12 protein-coding genes and 7 pseudogenes are annotated in these 17,893 nt (G+C 69.6%); 11 read left to right on the top strand and 8 right to left on the bottom strand.

The window, feature by feature from the left end; all coding sequences use genetic code 11:
• The 3 genes from ispD to ACUDAL_RS02545 are packed head-to-tail and all read right to left on the bottom strand — an operon-like array spanning position 1 to position 2,276.
• Positions 1-738 carry a 2-C-methyl-D-erythritol 4-phosphate cytidylyltransferase gene (gene ispD, locus ACUDAL_RS02555; protein WP_444677032.1) on the bottom strand — a complete coding sequence of 246 codons (738 nt, stop codon included), beginning with the start codon at positions 736-738 and terminating at the stop codon, positions 1-3.
• Positions 731-1,087, bottom strand: a complete 357-nt coding sequence (locus ACUDAL_RS02550) for a septum formation initiator family protein (protein WP_444677031.1) — start codon at positions 1,085-1,087, stop codon at positions 731-733. The genes ispD and ACUDAL_RS02550 overlap by 8 nt, the downstream gene beginning before the upstream one ends.
• A gap of 55 nt (positions 1,088-1,142) precedes the next feature.
• Positions 1,143-2,276, bottom strand: coding sequence for a GNAT family N-acetyltransferase (locus tag ACUDAL_RS02545; protein ID WP_444679290.1), 1,134 nt, complete (start codon positions 2,274-2,276; stop codon positions 1,143-1,145).
• 440 nt (positions 2,277-2,716) lie between these two features.
• Between ACUDAL_RS02545 and ACUDAL_RS02540 the strand changes: the two genes are divergently transcribed.
• The 4 genes and pseudogenes from ACUDAL_RS02540 to ACUDAL_RS02525 all read left to right on the top strand — a co-directional run bounded on the left by ACUDAL_RS02540 (position 2,717) and on the right by ACUDAL_RS02525 (position 7,719).
• Complete coding sequence (locus ACUDAL_RS02540; RefSeq protein ID WP_444677030.1) at positions 2,717-3,781, top strand: aldehyde dehydrogenase family protein; 1,065 nt, start codon at positions 2,717-2,719, stop codon at positions 3,779-3,781.
• Between the two features lie 113 nt (positions 3,782-3,894).
• Positions 3,895-5,780, top strand: a pseudogene (gene edd / locus ACUDAL_RS02535) (phosphogluconate dehydratase).
• Positions 5,777-6,744, top strand: a pseudogene (gene glk / locus ACUDAL_RS02530) (glucokinase). The pseudogenes edd and glk overlap by 4 nt, the downstream one beginning before the upstream one ends.
• Before the next feature lie 15 nt (positions 6,745-6,759).
• Positions 6,760-7,719, top strand: a pseudogene (locus ACUDAL_RS02525) (aldose epimerase family protein).
• A gap of 98 nt (positions 7,720-7,817) precedes the next feature.
• On the opposite strand, the gene ACUDAL_RS02520 reads toward ACUDAL_RS02525, so the two are convergent.
• Entirely contained in the window at positions 7,818-8,495 is a 678-nt protein-coding gene (locus ACUDAL_RS02520) for an ArsR/SmtB family transcription factor (RefSeq protein ID WP_444677029.1), read from the bottom strand.
• Positions 8,496-8,583: 88 nt separating this feature from the next.
• On the opposite strand from ACUDAL_RS02520, the gene ACUDAL_RS02515 reads away from it, so the two are divergent.
• Both ACUDAL_RS02515 and ACUDAL_RS02510 read left to right on the top strand, forming a co-directional pair.
• Entirely contained in the window at positions 8,584-8,943 is a 360-nt protein-coding gene (locus ACUDAL_RS02515; RefSeq protein WP_444677028.1) for a DsrE/DsrF/TusD sulfur relay family protein, read from the top strand.
• A 40-nt stretch (positions 8,944-8,983) separates the two neighbouring features.
• Entirely contained in the window at positions 8,984-10,159 is a 1,176-nt protein-coding gene (locus ACUDAL_RS02510) for an MFS transporter (RefSeq protein ID WP_444677027.1), read from the top strand.
• A 133-nt stretch (positions 10,160-10,292) separates the two neighbouring features.
• Here the strand turns inward: ACUDAL_RS02510 and ACUDAL_RS02505 are convergent.
• From ACUDAL_RS02505 to zwf, 3 genes and pseudogenes are all read right to left on the bottom strand, one after another.
• Positions 10,293-10,954: pseudogene (locus ACUDAL_RS02505) on the bottom strand (bifunctional 4-hydroxy-2-oxoglutarate aldolase/2-dehydro-3-deoxy-phosphogluconate aldolase).
• A 68-nt stretch (positions 10,955-11,022) separates the two neighbouring features.
• On the bottom strand, positions 11,023-11,700 hold the full coding sequence (gene pgl / locus ACUDAL_RS02500) for a 6-phosphogluconolactonase (RefSeq protein WP_444677026.1): 678 nt from the start codon (positions 11,698-11,700) through the stop codon (positions 11,023-11,025).
• A 1-nt stretch (position 11,701) separates the two neighbouring features.
• Positions 11,702-13,209: pseudogene (gene zwf, locus ACUDAL_RS02495) on the bottom strand (glucose-6-phosphate dehydrogenase).
• A 188-nt stretch (positions 13,210-13,397) separates the two neighbouring features.
• On the opposite strand from zwf, the pseudogene ACUDAL_RS02490 reads away from it, so the two are divergent.
• The 5 genes and pseudogenes from ACUDAL_RS02490 (at position 13,398) to ACUDAL_RS02470 (ending at position 17,467) form a co-directional block, all read left to right on the top strand.
• Positions 13,398-14,260 (top strand): annotated as a pseudogene (locus ACUDAL_RS02490) (MurR/RpiR family transcriptional regulator).
• A 70-nt stretch (positions 14,261-14,330) separates the two neighbouring features.
• Positions 14,331-15,187 (top strand): annotated as a pseudogene (locus ACUDAL_RS02485) (putative selenate ABC transporter substrate-binding protein).
• Positions 15,187-15,951 (top strand): ATP-binding cassette domain-containing protein, encoded by a 765-nt coding sequence (locus ACUDAL_RS02480; protein WP_234244332.1) that lies wholly within the window; start codon positions 15,187-15,189, stop codon positions 15,949-15,951. Before ACUDAL_RS02485 ends, ACUDAL_RS02480 begins: the two are co-directional and overlap by 1 nt.
• A gap of 254 nt (positions 15,952-16,205) precedes the next feature.
• Positions 16,206-16,679, top strand: coding sequence for a PhnE/PtxC family ABC transporter permease (locus tag ACUDAL_RS02475; RefSeq protein WP_444677025.1), 474 nt, complete (start codon positions 16,206-16,208; stop codon positions 16,677-16,679).
• 50 nt (positions 16,680-16,729) lie between these two features.
• Positions 16,730-17,467 carry a PhnE/PtxC family ABC transporter permease gene (locus tag ACUDAL_RS02470; protein ID WP_444677024.1) on the top strand — a complete coding sequence of 246 codons (738 nt, stop codon included), beginning with the start codon at positions 16,730-16,732 and terminating at the stop codon, positions 17,465-17,467.
• An 8-nt stretch (positions 17,468-17,475) separates the two neighbouring features.
• On the opposite strand, the gene ACUDAL_RS02465 is transcribed toward ACUDAL_RS02470, so the two are convergent.
• The gene (locus tag ACUDAL_RS02465; protein ID WP_444677023.1) at positions 17,476-17,850 is read right to left on the bottom strand and encodes a RidA family protein; all 375 of its coding nucleotides are present in this window, start codon (positions 17,848-17,850) and stop codon (positions 17,476-17,478) included.
• Positions 17,851-17,893: the final 43 nt, after the last annotated feature.

The raw sequence follows: 17,893 nt of genomic DNA, 5'->3' as shown, positions 1-17,893 counted from the left end.
TCACTGCGCCTCCCTGAGAGCCGTGTCGCGGCCGGACTCGCCTTCCGCCTGCTGGGCGGCCAGGATCTGGGCGGCCAGGGCGAGGTCTTCCGGATGGGTGATCTTGAGGTTGTCGCGCCGCCCCGGCACCAGCCGCGGCGCCTCGCCCAGCGCCTCGACGGCCGAGGCTTCGTCGGTGACCGCGACCCCGCCCCGTTGCGCCGCTGCCAGGGCCCGGCGCAGCAGGCCGTAGCGAAACCCCTGGGGCGTCAGCGCGTGCCACAGCCCTTCGCGGGGCTCGGTGCGCGCCACCCGGCCCTGGCCGTCGCCACGCTTCATGGTGTCGGCCACCGGCGCGGCCAGCAGCCCGCCTACCGCATCGCCGCGCAGGGCGGCATGCAGCCGCTCGAGGTCGCCCACGGTGACGCAGGGGCGTGCCACGTCATGCACCAGGACGAGGTCATCCTCGCCGGCCTGCCCCGCCAGCGCCGCCAGCGCATGGCGCACGGAGTCGGCCCGCTCGGCGCCGCCGGCAACGCGCTGCCAGCTCGCAAAGGGCACCCAGGCGGGATCGAAATAGGCGTCGTGCGGGTCGAGGCACAGGCACAGGCGTGCGGCGGGGAAGGCCAGGTGCAGCCGCGCAAGCGTCTGCGCCATCACCGTGCGCCCGGCCAGCGGCAGGTACTGCTTGGGGCAGTGCGCCCCCATGCGCCGCCCCTGCCCCGCCGCAGGCACCACCAGCCACAGCGCCTCACTCACGGCCGGTCACCGTGGCGCCGGGCGCCGCCTTACCCACCAGGCTGGCGTTGGCCTCGATCATGCTGGCTTCGATCACCACGCCGGGCACCCAGTAGAACTGTTCGTCGGTGCGCACCATGCCGATGTCGCTGCGCGAGCGCTCCTCGATCGCATCCAGGCCGGTCTTGAGGTCGACCACCTCGGCGGCCAGGCGTGCGTTGCGGTCGCGCAGGGGCTTGTTGGCCGAATCGAGCATCACCACGCGTTCGCGGATCTCACCCAGTTCCTGGATGCCGCCATCGCCGAACCAGAGGCGATACTGCAGCAGCGCCAGCAGCAGCAGCAGCGCGACGGCGAGCCCCTTGAGCATGTCTTTCCCCTGTTCGGATCGAGCAGCCGGCATTATGCCACTTTCCCCCGCCGGCTCACGCCTTGAACGGCAGGGCGCGCTGGGCCGCCTGGCAGTAGGCGTCGAGGTGGCGGCGCTCCTCGGCGCAGAAGCGCGCCACCCCCGCGCGCAGGCCGGGGTCGGCCAGGTAGTGCAGCGAGCGCAGCCGGCGCGGCGCGAAGCCGCGGGCCAGCTTGTGCTCGCCCTGGGTGCCCGGGTCGAAGTGGGTCAGCCCGCGCGCCAGGCAGTGCTCGATGCCCTGGTAGTAGCAGGCTTCGAAATGCAGGCTGTCGGCCAGCACCTCGCTGCCCCAGTAGCGGCCATACAGGGTGCGCCGGCCCTGCAGGCACAGCGCGGCGGCCACCGGCCGGCCTTCGAGCCGCGCCTGGACCAGCAGCAGCGAATCGGCAAGCGTGCGGCGCAGGCGCTGGAAGAAGTCGAGGTTCAGGTAGCCGTGGCGGCCGCGCTCGAGGTAGGTGATCTCGTAGCAGCGAAAGAAATGGGCCAGCGCGGCCTCGTCGATGGCGTCGCCCTCCAGGCGATGCAGGCTCAGCCCCTGCTCGGCCACCAGCCGCCGCTCGCGGCGGATCGCCTTGCGCCGCTTCGAGGTCAGCGCGGCCAGGAAGCCCTCGAAGTCGCCGTAGCCCGCATCGTTCCACTGGAACTGCACGCCGTGGCGCGCCACCAGCGCAGGGCAGGCCGCCTGCCAGGCCTCCACCTCGCCCTCCTCGGCGAACAGCAGGTGCCAGCTCGACAGCTCCGCCTGCTCCCAGGCGGTGGCCAGCGAGCGCCGCGCGGCCAGCGCGTCCTCGCCGTCGGCCAACGCCAGGCGCGGCCCGGGCGCGGGCGTGAAGGGAATCGCCGTCAGCCCCTTGGGGTAGTAGCGCCCGCCGGCGCGCTCCCAGGCATCGGCCCAGGCCCAGTCGAATACATACTCCCCGGCGGAGTGATGCTTGTGGTAGTGCGGCATGACGCCGACGAGCCGCGCACCGCGCCACAGGGTCAGGTGGCGCGGCGCCCAGCCCGTGGCAGGGCTGGCGGCGCCGCTCGCCTCCAGGGCGTGCAGGAACTCATGGCGCAGGAAGGGGTGGTCGTCGCCCACTAGGGCGTTCCACTGCCGGGCCTCGACCGCCTCGATGGTGGAAAGCTCGGTCACGCGCAGCTCGGCCATGGGCTCCTCGCTTGCAGTTGGCACGGGGGCAGCTGACAAGCCGCCGGGAAACGGCCTACATTGTGCCCAGAGCCCGCCGCCCCTTTCCATCTCCCGTACAGGATGACGCGAATGGCCGATGCCAGCCCGCTCGCAGCACGCTTCGATCTCCAGCGTCGCGCCTTCGCCGCCGACCCGCACCCGAGCCGCACCGTACGGCACGACAGGCTGAAGCGCCTCGCGCTGATGACGCGCCAGCATCGCCGCGAGATCGTCGCGGCCATCCAGCAGGACTTCGGCCACCGCGCCGAGGCGGAAACCCGCCTGGCGGAAGTCGCCACCGTGCTGCAGGCCGTGCACCATGCGCGCCGCCACCTGCGCCGCTGGATGCGCCCGAGCCGGGTGCCGGTCCCTGGCGCCTATGGCCCGCCAAGGCGCGGATTTATCGCCAGCCGCTGGGCGTGGTCGGCATCATCTCTCCGAGCAACTACCCGTGGAACCTGGCGCTGCTGCCCACGGTGGATGCGCTGGCCGCCGGCAACCGGGTCATGCTCAAGCCAAGCGAGAAGACGCCCGCCACCAGCGCCCTGCTGGCACGCCTGGCCGCGCGCTACTTCGTGCCCGAGGAGCTGGATGTGGTGGTCGGCGATGCCGACACCGGAAGGGCCTTCGCCGACCTGCCCTTCGACCACCTGCTGTTCACCGGCCATGCCGAAGTCGGCCGCCAAGTGGCCCTGGCCGCCGCCCGCCACCTCACGCCCGTGACGCTGGAGCTGGGTGGCAAGACCCCTGCCCTGGTGTGTGCCGATGCCGACCTGAACCGGGCCGCCGAACGCATCGCTTTCGGCAAGTGGCTCAACGCCGGGCAGACCTGCATCGCCCCGGACTATGTGCTGGTGCACGAGCCTCACCTGAACCGCTTCATCGCCGCCCTGCAGGCCACCCTGCAGCGCTTCCACCCCAAGGGCGCGGCAAGCCACGACTACACCGCAGTGCTCGGCGAGGCCCCGCGAGCCCGCCTGCGGGCCATGCTGGACGAAGCCCGGGACCACGGCTGCCGAGTGATCCCACTGGGCGAGCCGGACCCGCAGGACGCCACCAAGCTGCCCCCCACGCTGATCGTCGATCCTCACACGGAGCTTACGCTGATGCGCGACGAGATCTTCGGTCCCTGGCTGCCGGTCATCGGCGTTCGCGACCTCGACGCCGCGCTGCGTGTCATTCGCTCGCGGCCGCGGGCCTTGGCGCTGTATGCCTTCACCCAAGATGCAGCACAGCAGCGGCGCATCCTCGAGGAGACCCACACCGGCGGCGTGGTCTTCAACGACACCCTGTGGCACAACGCCGTGCCGGCGCTGCCTTTCGGCGGTGTAGGGGATAGCGGCATGGGCAGCTACCAGGGCGAGGCGGGCTTCCTGCGTTTCAGCCACCAGCGCAGCGTGTTCGAGCAGTCCCGCCACGCCCAGGTCAAGCGTCTCAACCCGCCCTACCGGCGCTGGCTGCTGCGCCTGCTGCGGCTTTGGTGAGCCTCGATGCTGCGTGAAAAAACGTTTTTCAACAACAATTACGCCAATAAAAAGGGAATTTTGCCCATCAAGAAAGTAAACTTTATAAAATTAATTTGACGCGAGGTGCTTCCATGGCTCGCCCCACCGCACTGAATTCCACCGTCGAGCAGGTGACCGCCCGCATTCGCGAGCGCTCGCGGGGCCGCCGCAAGCTCTATGAAGCGCACATGGCCGCCCAGCACCAGCAGGGCGTGCATCGCGGCGAGCTCTCCTGCGGCAACCTGGCTCACGGCTTTGCCGGCTGCGACCATGCCGGCGACAAGGATCGCCTCAAGCTGACCAACAGCGCCAACCTGGCCATCGTTTCGTCCTACAACGACATGCTCTCGGCCCATCGGCCCTTCGAGAGCTACCCCGAGGTCATCAAGCAGGCCGCCCGCGGCATGGGCAGCACCGCCCAGTTCGCCGGCGGCGTACCGGCCATGTGCGACGGGGTCACTCAGGGCATGCCGGGCATGGAGCTATCGTTGTTCTCCCGCGACGTGATCGCCATGGCCACCGCCGTGGCACTGTCCCACAACATGTTCGATGCCGCCCTCTACCTGGGCATCTGCGACAAGATCGTGCCGGGGCTGTTCATCGGGGCGGCGCGCTTCGGCCATCTGCCGGCGATCTTCGTGCCCGGCGGGCCCATGCCCAGCGGCCTGCCCAACGACGAGAAGGCCCGCATCCGCCAGCTCTACGCCGAGGGCAAGGTGGGCCGCGAGGAGCTGCTCGAGGCGGAGTCGCGCTCCTACCACAGCCCCGGCACCTGCACCTTCTACGGCACCGCCAACTCCAACCAGCTGATGATGGAGATGATGGGCCTGCACCTGCCGGGCGCTTCCTTCGTCAATCCGGGCACCCCACTGCGCGAGGCGCTGACCCGCTACGCCGCCGAGCAGGCCATCCGCAACACCGAGCAGAGCGGCAGCTACCGGCCCTTCTACCGCCAGATCGACGAGCGCGCCATCATCAATGCCATGGTCGGCCTGCTGGCCTCGGGCGGCTCGACCAACCATACCTTGCACCTGGTGGCGATGGCCGCCGCCGCCGGCATCACCATCGACTGGAACGACTTCAACGACCTCTCAGCGGCGGTGCCGAGCCTGACCCGGATCTACCCCAACGGCAGCGCCGACGTGAACCACTTCCAGGCCGCCGGGGGCATGAGCCTGCTGATCCGCGAGCTGCTCGACGCCGGCCTGATCCATGGCGACATTCCCACCGTGTTCGGCACCGACCTGACCGCCTACACCCAGGAGCCGTTCCTCGAGGACGGCAAGCTCACCTGGCGCGAGGGGCCGACGGAGAGTCTCGACCCCGACGTGCTGCGCCCGGTCTCCAACCCCTTCGCCGCCACCGGCGGCCTGGTGGTCATGGAGGGCAACCTCGGCCGCGGCGTGATCAAGATCTCGGCGGTCAAGCAGGCCAATCGCGTGGTGGAAGCGCCGGTGCGCATCTTCGACGACCAGAACCAGGTCAAGGCCGCCTTCGAGTCGGGTGAGCTCGACCGCGACGTGGTGGTGGTGGTGCGCTTCCAGGGGCCCAAGGCCAACGGCATGCCCGAGCTGCACAAGCTCACCCCTTCCTCGGCGTGCTGCAGGACCGCGGCTACAAGGTGGCGCTGGTCACCGACGGGCGCATGTCCGGCGCCTCGGGCAAGGTGCCCGCCGCCATCCACGTCACCCCGGAAGCGGTGGACCGCGGCCCGCTGGCGCGCCTGCGCGACGGCGACGTGGTGCGCCTCGACGCCGAACGCGGCGAGCTGACCGCACTGGTCGACGCCGCCGAGTTCGCCGGGCGCGGCATCGTCGAGCCCAGCCTGGAGCGCTACCACTTCGGCATGGGCCGCGAGCTGTTCGGCGGCTTTCGCCACCTGGCCGCCGGCGCCGAACAGGGCGCCGGGGTGTTCGGCGGCTTCGAGGAGGAGGTGCTCTCCCGCGAGCTCGAGAAGATCGCCCAGGAGGACCAATGACGCGACCGGCCCTGATCGGCGACATCGGCGGCACCAACGCCCGCTTCGCCCTGGTCACGCCGGGCGAGCACGCCCCCGCGACAGCATCGCCCTGCCCTGCGCCGACTATCCCGGCCTGGTGGAGGCGGTGCGCGACTACCTGGCCCGGGTCGGCCTGGATGCCGACACCGCGCCACGGGAAGCCTGCCTGGCTTTCGCCTGCCCCACCCACACCGACCGCATTCAGCTGTCGAACAACCCCTGGCACTTCTCGCGCCGCGAGGTGCAGGCAGCGCTCGGCCTTACCCGGCTCAAGGTGATCAACGACTTTATCGCCCAGGCGCTCAGCGTGAGCCACCTGGGCGCCGACGAGCTGGTGGAGATACATCCCGGCATGCCGCAGCCCGCAGGGCCCCGCCTGGCCATCGGCCCCGGCACCGGGCTCGGCATGGCCGGCCTGATCCCCACCCGCCACGCCTGGCGGCCGCTCGGCAGCGAAGGCGGCCACGCCACCTTCGCCCCCACCGACGAGCGCGAGCAGAACCTGCTGCGGCATTTCCGCCATCGCTATGGCCGGGTCTCCGTGGAACGCATCCTGTGCGGCCAGGGGCTGCTCGATCTCTATCTGGCCCACTGCTCGCTGAAAGGCGCCAATCCCAGCTGCCGGACCCCGCCCGAGGTGACGGCCGCCGCCGCGGGCGGTGACGCCATCGCCCGTGATACCCTGCTGCGGTTTCTCAAGATCCTCGGCGACGTCTGCGGCGACGCTGCCCTGACCCTTGGCGCCCGCGGCGGCATCTACTTGTGCGGCGGCATCCTGCCGCGGCTGCTGGAGTGGCTGCCCCAGAGCCGCTTCGTCGAAGCCTTTACCGCCAAGGGCCGCATGAGCGACTACAACCGCGCCATCCCGGTGCGGGTGGTCACCGCGCCCTGGCCGGGACTGCTGGGCGCCGCCGAGGCCCTGCACAACGAAGAAGTGGAATGACGTGAAGGAGCGCGAATGATCCCGCAAAGCCTGCGAGCCCTGCTCGACGAGACCGACGGCCGCCGCGAGTGCGAGTGGGCCGACCGCCGCGTGTGGCTGGCCCGCGAAGCCTGGGGCGAACTGGCGGTGTGTTTGCAGGGCGCCCAGGTGCTTCACTTTTACCGGCGTCCGACGCCGCGCGTACTGATCTTCCCGCATCCGACGCCACGCACGACAGCAGTGGCGGCGCTTCCAGCACCGACGGAGAAGAGGCGCTGGTGCCCGGCGGCTGGCTGTGGGTCACGCCCACGCCCCAGGCGCTGCCCGGCGCCGTTCGCGGCGGCATTCCGCTGTGCTGGCCGTGGTTCGCCGACGAGCGCGGCGCGGATGAATCGCCGGATCGCTCCGGCCCCTTCACGGCCCGGCGCGCAAGGCCAGCTGGCAACTGGAAGCAGTCGACGAGCACGAGGGCGGCGTGGAGCTGCACCTAGCGCCTGCCGAACGCCTGCACAGCCAGCTGATCCCACGGGTGGTGGTCCAGGCCAACGCCCGGCGCCTGCACGTGGAGCTGATCACCGAGCATGTCGGCGAGACCCCGGTCAAGCTCAGCGGCGCCCTGCACAGCTACCTGGCCGTGGCCGACAGCTTCGCCTGCCGCCTCACGGGGCTGTCCGGCGCCCGCTACCTGGACAAGCCGGCCGGCTTCGCCGAGCGCCAGCAGCAGGGCGAGCTCGCCGTACGCGGGGGCTCGACCGCATCTACCACAGCAACGCCGAGCTGCTGCTCGACGACGGCAGCCGGCGCCTGCGCATCGCCCGCCAGGGCAGCGACTCGGCGGTGGTGTGGCACCCCGGCGCCGAACTGCCCGAGGACACCTCGCCGGCCGCCGCGCGGCGCTTCCTCTGCGTGGAGTCGGCCAACACCCGACTCGACCCGGTGTGGCTGGTGCCCGGCGCTCAGCACCTGCTCGGCACCACCCTGTCGCTGGCCGACTGAGCCGGGTTCTCGCCGCTCCTGCCGCCGCCTCGGGCGCTTGCCCAAGGAGACGACGCCCCGGCGTCAGGAAAGGCCGTCCCCTGCCGCCGTCACCGGCATCAGGAAAGGCCGTCCCCTGCCGCCGTCACCGGCAGACCGGCGGCCTTCCACTCCGGGAAACCCTCCTCGAAGCGCCGAATGCGGTAGCCCAGGCGACGCAGGCGCTGCACGGCCTCATGCGACAGCACGCAGTAGGGGCCACGGCAGTAGGCGACGATCTGCCTGTCGTGGGGCAGGCGGTCGAGCATCGCCTCCAGCTGCTCCAGGGGAATGTTGATCGCCTCCGGCAGGTGCCCGGCGCGGTACTCCTCCTCGGGGCGCACATCGAGCAGCGCCACCTCGCCACGCGCAAGCCCCGCCATCAGCTCGCTGCGCGTCACCGCTTCCAGCGCCTGCGAGGCATCGTCCTCGCTGAACAGCTGACCGACCAGGCGCTCCATCTCGGCCAGGTTGGTTTCAGCCACCTGGCGCAGCAGGCCCAGCAGGCTGACGATCCGCTCGTCGGTCAGGCGGTAGATCATCTGCTTTCCCGAGCGGCTGGCGGTGACCAGCCCGGCGCGGCGCAATTGCTGCAGGTGCTGGGAGGCGTTGCCGACGGAAAGTTCGGTGGCGCTCGCCAACGCCTCGACGGCGGCGCTGGACTGCGCCAGCCGCTCGAGCAGCGCCAGGCGGTGGCCGTTGCCCAGCGCACGCGCCACCTGCGCCAGCGTATCGAAAAGATCCTGCTGTGAGGTCATGGCAATCCTCCGGTAGGGCACGCCAGGGTAACCAACCGCTTGACGGGAGGCCAACTTATTCCCAATATTCTATTGTTTAATAGAATGAATGAAAGAGACCTCCATGCAGACCCTGATCCTCATCAACGACCCGCCTTACGGCACCGAGCGCCTCTATAACGGCCTGCGGCTGGCCCATGCCTTGCTCCAGCGCGAGGCAGACGTCACCGTGTTCCTCATGGGCGATGCGGTTTCCGCCGCCAAGAGCGGCCAGCGAACGCCGGATGGCTTCTACAATACCGAGCGCATGCTTCGGCGTGTCACCCGCCGCGGCAAGGTGCTGCTCTGCGGCACCTGCATGGACGCCCGCGGCCTAGCCGACGACGAGGTGGTTGAGGGTGCCCAGCGCAGCACCATGGAGGCGCTGGCCGAAGCGACCGAGCAGGCCGACAAGGTACTGATCTTCTGATATTGCATTGACCCCACGGCCTGCAAAGGAGCCCCTGCCGATGGCAACCTTGCCGCACGAAAGAGCCAACGTGGCCATCCTGGTCACCAGCCAGACCCTATTCATGATCGCCATGGTCACGGTCATGACGCTGAGTGGCATGGTCGGGCAGCAGCTCAGCCCCGACCCGGCCCTGGCCACCCTGCCGATTGCCATGACGATGCTGGGCACGGTAGCCTCGACGCTGCCCGCCTCCCTGTTCATGAAGCGGGTCGGCCGGCGCCTCGGCTTCATCACCGGGGCCATCCTGGGCGGCGTGGGCGGCGGCCTGGTCAGCTTCGTCGGCATTGCCCTGGGCAGCTTCTGGCTATTCTGCGCGGGCAACCTGCTGCTCGGTCTCTACCAGGGCTTCGCCATGTATTGCCGCTTCGCGGCGGTGGATGTGGCCAGCCCGGCGTTCCGCAGCCGGGCCATCTCCTTCGTGATGGCCGGCGGGGTAGTGGCCGCCTTCCTCGGCCCGTGGAACGCCAGCGCCGCTCAGCACTGGATCGCTGCCGCGCCGGCGGGCGGCCCATACCTGGTAATCGCCCTGCTGGCCCTGGTGGCGGTGGGCCTGCTGAGCTGGCTGCGCGTGCCGGCCAGCCCCACGGCGCAGGCCGTCGACGTCGCGCGCTCCTTGGCGGAAATCGCCGGCCAGCCCAGCTTCCGCGTGGCCTTGCTGGCGGGCGCCATCGGCTACGCCGTGATGATCCTGGTGATGACCGCCACCCCGCTGGCCATGCGTGCGCATGGCTTCTCGATGGGCCAGGTAGTGTTCATCATGCAGTCCCACGTGCTGGGCATGTTCGCGCCGTCGTTCTTCACCGGCGGCCTGATCGCGCGCTTCGGCGTGGATCGCGTCGTGCTGGCCGGCACCGCGCTGCTGGCGGCCGCGGCGCTGGTCGCGGCCAGCGGGGTCGGCCTCGTCAACTTCTGGCTGGCCCTGGTGCTGCTGGGCGTCGGCTGGAACTTCCTTTTCATCGGCGGCAGCGCCCTGCTCTCGACCGTGCACTCCGCAGCCGAGCGCGGCAAGGTACAGGGGTCAACGACCTGGTCATCTTCGCCCTGGTGGCGATCGGTTCGCTGCTGGCCGGGCAGCTGCTGCATCGCCTGGACTGGGAGGCACTCAACCTGGCGATGCTGCCCCCGGTGCTGCTGGTGGCGCTGGCCACCCTGTGGTGGCGCCAGCGGCGGGTAGCGACCGCCTCCCGCCAGGCCTAGGCCAAGCCGCCCCTCCCACTTGGAAAAGAGCAAAAAAACCCGGCCTGGCGGCCGGGGAAAGGGACAGCGCCTGGCTGTCGAGAGAGCAGGTGAAAAACCGTTGGCACCGCTCAGCGGTGGAAGCGCTGGGCCGCCTCCCGCGCCAGCTGGCGGATGCCGTTCCAGTCTTCGGCGTCGATCAGCGACTTCGGCGTCAGCCAGGAGCCCCCGATGCACATCACGTTCTTCAGCGCCAGGTACTCCTCGGCGTTGTCGAGGTTGATGCCGCCGGTGGGACAGAAGCGGGCATCGGGCAGCGGGCCGGCGAAGGCCTTGAGCGCCTGCACGCCGCCACTGGCCTCGGCGGGAAAGAACTTGAAGCGGCGGTAGCCGTACTGCCAGCCGGTCATCAGCTCGGATACCGTGGCCACCCCCGGCAGCATGGGCACCGGGCTGGTGACCCCATAGCGGTAGAGCGCCTCGGTGGTGCCCGGAGTGACCACGAAGTCGACGCCCGCCTGTTCACTCAGGCGATACTGCGCCGGGGTCAGCACGGTGCCGACGCCGATGCTGGCCTGGGGCAGCGCCTGCTTGAGCCGCCGCGCCGCTTCCAGCGCGCAGTCGGTGCGCAGGGTCACCTCCAGCACCGAGAGCCCGCCTTCGACCAGGGCGCGCCCCAGGGAACGGCGTCCTCGATGCGTTCGATCGACAGCACCGGGATCACCTCGGTCTTGAAGCAGATGCTGTCGAGCTCGGTGGTGCGGGTGGACGGCAGCTGTTTGTCGATGGTCATGGGCAAGACTCCGGCAAGGGTTTCTGGGGGCCCGCCAACCAGGGAGGTCGGTGGGCCCGGCAAAAGGCTCAGGGGGCCCAGTAGACGGCCAGCGGGCAGGAAAGAAAGGCACGGATCGGCAGTTCGCGCGAATCGTCGCCGGACATGGCCTGGGCCAGTACGCTGCGCTTGTCGTCGCCGGTGATATGCAGTGCGTGGCGGCGCGCCTGGTGCAGTCGGTCGGCGCTGAGCGTGATGCGCGGCTGGGGCTGGCTGGGGGTGCGTGCGGCCAGCACCGGCGCATCGGTGGTCAGGCCCAGCTCCAGCTCGCGGCTGTCGGGGAACAGCGAGGCGGTGTGGCCGTCGCCACCCATGCCCAGCACCACCAAGCTGGCGGGCCAGGTCAGCGCCTCGATGCGCCGGGTGACGGCCTCGACGCCCTGCTCGGGCGTCTCGTCGTCGGTGGTCAGCGCAACGAAGCTGGCTGCGGCAGCCTTGCCCTGCAGCAGATGGCGGCGCACCAGGCGCGCATTGCTCGCCTCGTCGCTCTCGGGCACCCAGCGCTCGTCGGCCAGGGTCACCTCGACTCGCGCCCAGGGCAGCGGACGTTCGGCTAGCGCCTGGAAGAACGGCACCGGGGTGGCGCCGCCGGACACCACCAGCAGCGCCCGCTCCTGTGTCTCGAGATCGTGGCGCAGCGCCTCGGCCGCCGCTTCGGCCAGCTGTCGCGCCAGGTGGTCACGCGGCGATAACGTCCTGTCGGTCATGTCAGTAGTCCTCGTACCAGCTGCGTCCATCCTGGGTGATCATGGCGATGGAGGCCACCGGCCCCCAGGAGCCGGCCGGGTAGCGTCGCGGCGGCTCGCCCTGCTCCTTCCACGAGGCAATCAGCCGATCGCACCAGTGCCAGGCATGTTCCACTTCGTCGCGGCGCACGAACAGGTACTGGCGCCCCTTCATCACTTCCAGCAGCAGGCGCTCGTAGGCATCGGGGATGCGCGTCTGGGGAAAGGCGCTGCCGAAGTCCAGGTGCAGCGGGCCGCGGCGCAGGCGCATGCCGCGATCCAGGCCGCTGTCCTTGGTCAACACTTCCAGCGCGATGCCCTCATCGGGCTGCAGGCGGATGACCAGCTTGTTGGCCGCCAGATTGCGCTGGTCCGGGTCGAAGATGTAGTGGGCCTGCTGGCGAAAGTGGATGATGATCTGCGAAAGCTTGTCCGGCATACGCTTGCCGGTGCGCAGGTAGAACGGCACGCCGGCCCAGCGCCAGTTGGCCACGCCGGTCTTCATGGCGACGAAGGTTTCGGTCTCGCTGTGGGGGTTGGCCCCTTCCTCTTCCAGGTAGCCCGGCACCGCCTTGCCGCGAATGGTGCCGGCAATGTACTGGCCGCGCACCACATCGCGGTTGAGCCGGTCCACGCTGAACGGCTGCAGCGCCTTGAGCACCTTGACCTTCTCGTCGCGGATGGCGTCGGCATCGAGGTTGGCCGGCGGATCCATGGCGATCAGGCAGACCAGCTGCAGCAGGTGGTTCTGCACCATGTCGCGCAGCTGGCCGGCGCGGTCGAAATAGCCCCAGCGGCCCTCGATGCCGACCTGCTCGGCCACGGTGATCTCGACGTGGGAGATATGGTTCTGATTCCACTGGGTGCCGAACAGCGGGTTGGCGAAGCGCAGCGCGATAAGGTTCTGCACAGTCTCCTTGCCCAGATAGTGATCGATACGGTAGATCCGCGACTCCGGGAACACCTCGCCGATGGCGTCGTTGATGTCGCAGGAAGTGTCGAAGTCGTAGCCGATGGGCTTTTCCACCACCACCCGAGAGAGCTCGTCGAGACACGCCGCGCCCTGCAGGTGGCGGCAGATCTCGCCATATAGGCTGGCCGGCACGGCCAGGTAGACCACCAGGGGGAGATCACGGTGTCGTGGCGCACGGCGCTGCGCCAGCGTGCGATGCCTTCGTAGCCTGCGGCATCGGCGAAGTCGAGCTGCAGGTATTCCAGGCGGCCCGCGAAGCGCTTTCGCGTCGCATCGTCGAGTTCGTCGCGCTTGACGTGCTGTTCCAGCGCCTGGTTGACGCGCTGACGGTAGCTGTCAGTGGTCAGCTCCTGGCGCGCCAGCCCCAGGATGCGCGTGTCCTCGTGCAGCAGGCCTTCGCGATCCAGGTGGAACAGCGCTGCGTAAAGCTTGCGCAGCGACAGGTCGCCCAGGGCGCCGAACAGCGCCAGGTCGATGACCGGTCGAGACTCTTCGTCGGGCCGCTTGTATGCGCTCATACTCGCCCACCTTGTTGATTTACCAAAAAAGGTATCCAAGATTAGCATGGATGGCAATTATTTTAGTAATATTACCTTCTATTCACCCTTGCCTAATCCACCATTCGCACCTGTCCCAACGGGCACGGTAATATGTTCCGCTAATGTTGTTAAATCACGACATCAACGATTTGGAGACCTTCCCCCTCATGGCCACTCACGACCTGCTACAGCGCATTCGCCAACGCCTGGATGAGCTCAACCGCTCCGAGCGCAAGGTAGCAGACGTCATCCTGGCCGACCCAGCGCGCGCCACCGGGCTGAGCATCGCCAGCCTGGCCCAGGCGGCCTCGGTCAGCGAGCCCACGGTGAACCGCTTCTGCCGCAGCTTCGAGGCCAAGGGATACCCCGATTTCAAGATCAAGCTAGCCCAGAGCCTGGCCGGGGCACGCCCTACGTGAGTCAGTCCGTGGAGCCCGGCGACCAGGCGGTGGACTACACCCAGAAGATCTTCGGCGCCACCATCGCCGCCCTCGACGAGGCCAGCCGCGAGATCGATCCGGCGCGCATCGAGCGGGTCGTCGACTACCTGATCCAGGCCAAGCAGATCCACTTCTTCGGCCTCGGCGCCTCCGGGGCGGTGGCCCAGGATGCCCACCACAAGTTTTTCCGCTTCAACCTGCCGGTCACCTCCTACGTTGACGTGCTGATGCAGCGCATGGTGGCCTCGGCCTGCCATACCGGCGACGTGGTGGTGGTGATCTCCTGGACCGGCCGCACCCGCGAGCTGGTCGACATCGCACGCCTGGCCCGCGACAACGGCGCGGTGGTGCTGGGGCTTACGGCACCCGGCTCGCCGCTGGCCCGCGAGTGCACCGAAACCCTGGAAGTGGCTACCCCCGAGGACACCGACGTCTACATGCCGATGACCTCGCGCATGATCCAGCTCACCCTGATCGACGTGCTGGCCACCGGCGTGACCCTGCGCCGCGGCGAGGACTTCCTACCCCACCTGAAGAAGATCAAGGACAGCCTGCTGGAGACCCGCTACCCGGCGGGGCGCCAGGACTAGCCGCGCCGGGGTTGCCAGCCCGACGCTGCAGCACAACAATAGCGCCTCACTTTTCCCAGAGATGAGCGACATGCGCCGTATCGCCCTGACCGCCCTCGCCTTCGCCCTGTTCGCGCAGGGTGCCGCCGCCGAGACCTTCCGCTTCACCGCCATTCCCGACGAGGACCAGGCGCGTCTGGTCGAGCGCTTCGGCAAGGTGGCCGACTACCTCGAGCAGCGCCTCGGGGTCGAGGTGGAGTACGTGCCGGTGAAGTCCTACAGCGCCGCGGTCACCGCATTCCGTAACGACCAGGTCCAGCTGGCCTGGTTCGGCGGCCTTTCCGGCGTGCAGGCCAGGCGTCTGGTCCCGGGCTCCCAGGCACTGGCTCAGGGCAGCGAGGACGATGCCTTCATGAGCTACTTCATCGCTCACGCATCCACCGGTCTCGCGCGTGCCGACGAGCTGCCCGACGCGCTGGAAGGCATGCGTCTGACCTTCGGCTCGCGCACCTCGACCTCCGGGCGCCTGATGCCGGAGCACTTCTTCCGCGAGCGTTTCGACGACGTCGCCCCGGAGCGCTTCTTCTCCCGCGTCGGCTACTCCGGCGATCACTCGCGCACCATCGCGCTGGTCGAAGCCGGCACCTACGACATCGGTGCGGTCAACTACACCGTGTGGGAAGCCGCCGTCGAGGATGGCCGGGTCGATACCGATCGGGTCCGGGTGATCTGGGCCACACCGCCCTACCCCGACTACAACTGGACCCTGCGCGGCGACGCCGACGAGCGCTTCGGCGAAGGCTTCACCGAGAAGGTACGGGCCGCCTTCCTCGAGATGGACGACCCGGAGCTGCTCGCCTCCTTCCCCGTGAGGCGTTCATTGCCGCCGACAACAAGCTCTATGCGCCCATCGAGGAGGTGGCCGAAGCGCTCGGCCTGCTGCGCTGATGGTGGGCGAGCAACGTCGTCTGCTGATCCGCTTCGAGGGCGAGGACCTCGGTCACGGCGCGCATGTCGTGCTGCCGCGCCTGACCCTTGCCCTGCACGAAGGCGAGCGGGTCGCCCTGCTCGGCCAGAGCGGCGCCGGCAAGTCGACGCTGCTCGCCGAGCTGCGCCGCCGCCTGGGCGGTCAGGCGGCCTGGTGCCCCCAGCATCACGGCCTGGTGCCGCAGCTCGCCGTCTATCACAACGTCTTCATGGGACGCCTGCCGGAACACTCGGCGCTGGCCAACCTGTGGAACCTGGTGCGCCCGCTGCGCGGACCGTGGCGAGAGGTGGCCGCGCTGTGCGACGAACTGGGCCTGGCCGGCCTGATGCGCCGTCCGGTGGGCGAGCTTTCCGGCGGCCAGCGCCAGCGGGTGGCCATCGCCCGCGCCCTGTATCAGGCCCGCCCGCTGTTCCTGGGTGACGAGCCGGTGGCCAGCGTCGACCCCCACCAGGCGCTGCGGCTGCTGGACCTGATCGACTCCCGCCACACCACCTCGGTGGTGGCGCTGCACCAGCGCGAGCTGGCACTCTCCCACTTCGACCGGGTGTGGGGGCTGCGCGACGGCCGCCTGGCGATCGACGCCCGTGCCGATGCGCTGACCCTGGCCGAGCTCGATGCGCTCTATCCCGATGCCGCGGAGCCGAACCGTCGCCCGCCGCCCGATGGCAGCGACGCCGCAATGCCGAGCCCCGAGGCGCTGCCCTGCGCCCGAGGGCGGCCATGAGCGACGCCCTGGTCGACAGCCGTCCCCCTCGGCACGCAGCTGGTGGCGCGGCGGCTCCCCGGCCTGCGCCTGGCCCGCCATAGCCTGGGCCTGGTGGCGCTTGCCGTGCTGCTGGTGCCCTTCGCCGACCTGGCCATCCACACCCGCGACCCCTGGGGCGAACTCGGACGCATGGCCGCCGGGCTGGCCTGGCCCGCCTGGGGCGCGCTGGAATCGCCCTTCGCGGCCCTGGGCCTGACCGTGGCGGTGGCCTTGTGGGGCACCCTGGCCGGCGTGGTGCTGGGCTTTCCCTGGCGCTGCTGTTCGCCCGCTCACGCCTGGTGCGCGCCGCCTGCGCCTTCGTGCGTGCCATTCACGAGCTGTTCTGGGCGCTGCTGTTCCTGCAGGTGTTCGGCCTCTCGGCGCTCACCGCCCTGGCGGCGCTGGCGATCCCCTATGCCGGCATCTTCGCCAAGGTCTACGCCGAGATCCTCGAGCAGACGCCGCGCGCACCGCGCGACGCCCTGCCACCCGGCAGCGGACGGCTGGCACGCTTCGTCTACGCCGAGCTGCCGCTGGCCTGGTCTCAGCTCGCCGCCTATACCCGCTATCGCTTCGAGTGCGGCCTGCGCGCCAGCGTGCTGCTCGGCTTCGTCGGCCTGCCGACCCTGGGCTTCCATCTCGAGACGGCGTTTCGCGAGGGGCGCTACCATGAGGCGGGGCACTGCTGTGGCTGTTCTATCTGCTGATCGCCAGCCTGCCGTGGTGGGGCCATAAGCGGCTGATCCCGCTGCTGCTGGTGGGCGGCGTCTGGCTGCTGGGCCCCTGGCCGAGCGTTGACGGCGCGCTGCTGTGGCGCTTCGTCTCCGAGGATATCTGGCCGGCGGCGCTGCTGGTCGGCGACTGGGCGGGGCTGTTCGAGTGGCTGGCGCGGGTACCGGCGCTGGGCCCGGCCATCGGCAACACCCTGCTGCTGGGGCTGCTCGGCAGCGTGGGGGCGCTACTGGTAGCGCTCATGCTGTGGCCGCTGGCCAGCCGCCATTTCGGCAACCGTGCCACCCGTCTGGCCGGGCACGGCGTGCTGATCTTCCTGCGCTCGACGCCGGAGCTGATGCTGGCGTTCGTCTTCCTGCTGCTGCTCGGCCCCTCGCTGCTGCCCGCCTGGCTGGCCCTGGCGCTGCACAACGGCGCCCTGATCGCCTTCCTGGTGGCACGCCAAGCCGATGCCATCACCCCCGGCATGCCGGGCCTGCCGGCCAGCGGGCGGCTGGCCTACGAGCTGCTGCCGCGGGTCTATCCGGGGCTGCTGGCGCTGCTCTACTACCGCGCCGAGGTGATACTGCGCGAAACGGCGATCCTCGGCATGCTGGGGGTGGCCACGCTGGGGTTCTATATCGAAGAGGGCTTCGACTACCTGATGTTCGACGTGGCCTTCTTCCTGCTGCTGATCACCGCCGCGCTCAACATCGCCGTGGACGCCCTCTCGCGACGGCTGCGGCCGCGAGAGGCACCGTTGGATGACCCGTGCGTGAGATAGGCGGGGCTTCAGTAGCTGTATTCGCCGCCGACGACTGCCGCCGTGACGGTGATCTCCACCTTTAGTTCGTCGGCGGGCATGGGGGCGCAGACGCAGGTGCGCGCCGGGGCGTGGCCGGTGGGTACCCAGGCGTCCCACACCGCGTTCATGGCGGCGAAGTCGCTGCCATCCTTGAGGTAGATCGTCGCCGTGAGCAGGTGCTCGCGGTCGGAACCGATCTCGGCGAGCAGCGCATCCACCCGCGCCAGCATGCTTTCGGTCTGCTCGGTGATGTCGCCGTGGCGCGCCTCGGGGCCGGCCACCTGGCCGCACAGGTAGGCGATACCGCCGTGGATCACGGCGCGGCTCATGCGCGCCTTGGTGTCATGGCGAACGATGGTCATGGCTTGCTCCTCAGGTCGTTGGTGAAAAAGTGTCGTGCCAGGC

The organism is Halomonas sp. E19 (assembly GCF_052439355.1).
Taxonomy (GTDB): domain Bacteria; phylum Pseudomonadota; class Gammaproteobacteria; order Pseudomonadales; family Halomonadaceae; genus Halomonas.
The sequence above is the reverse complement of the archived record's forward strand: the minus strand, read 5'-3'. Positions and strand labels throughout refer to the sequence as shown.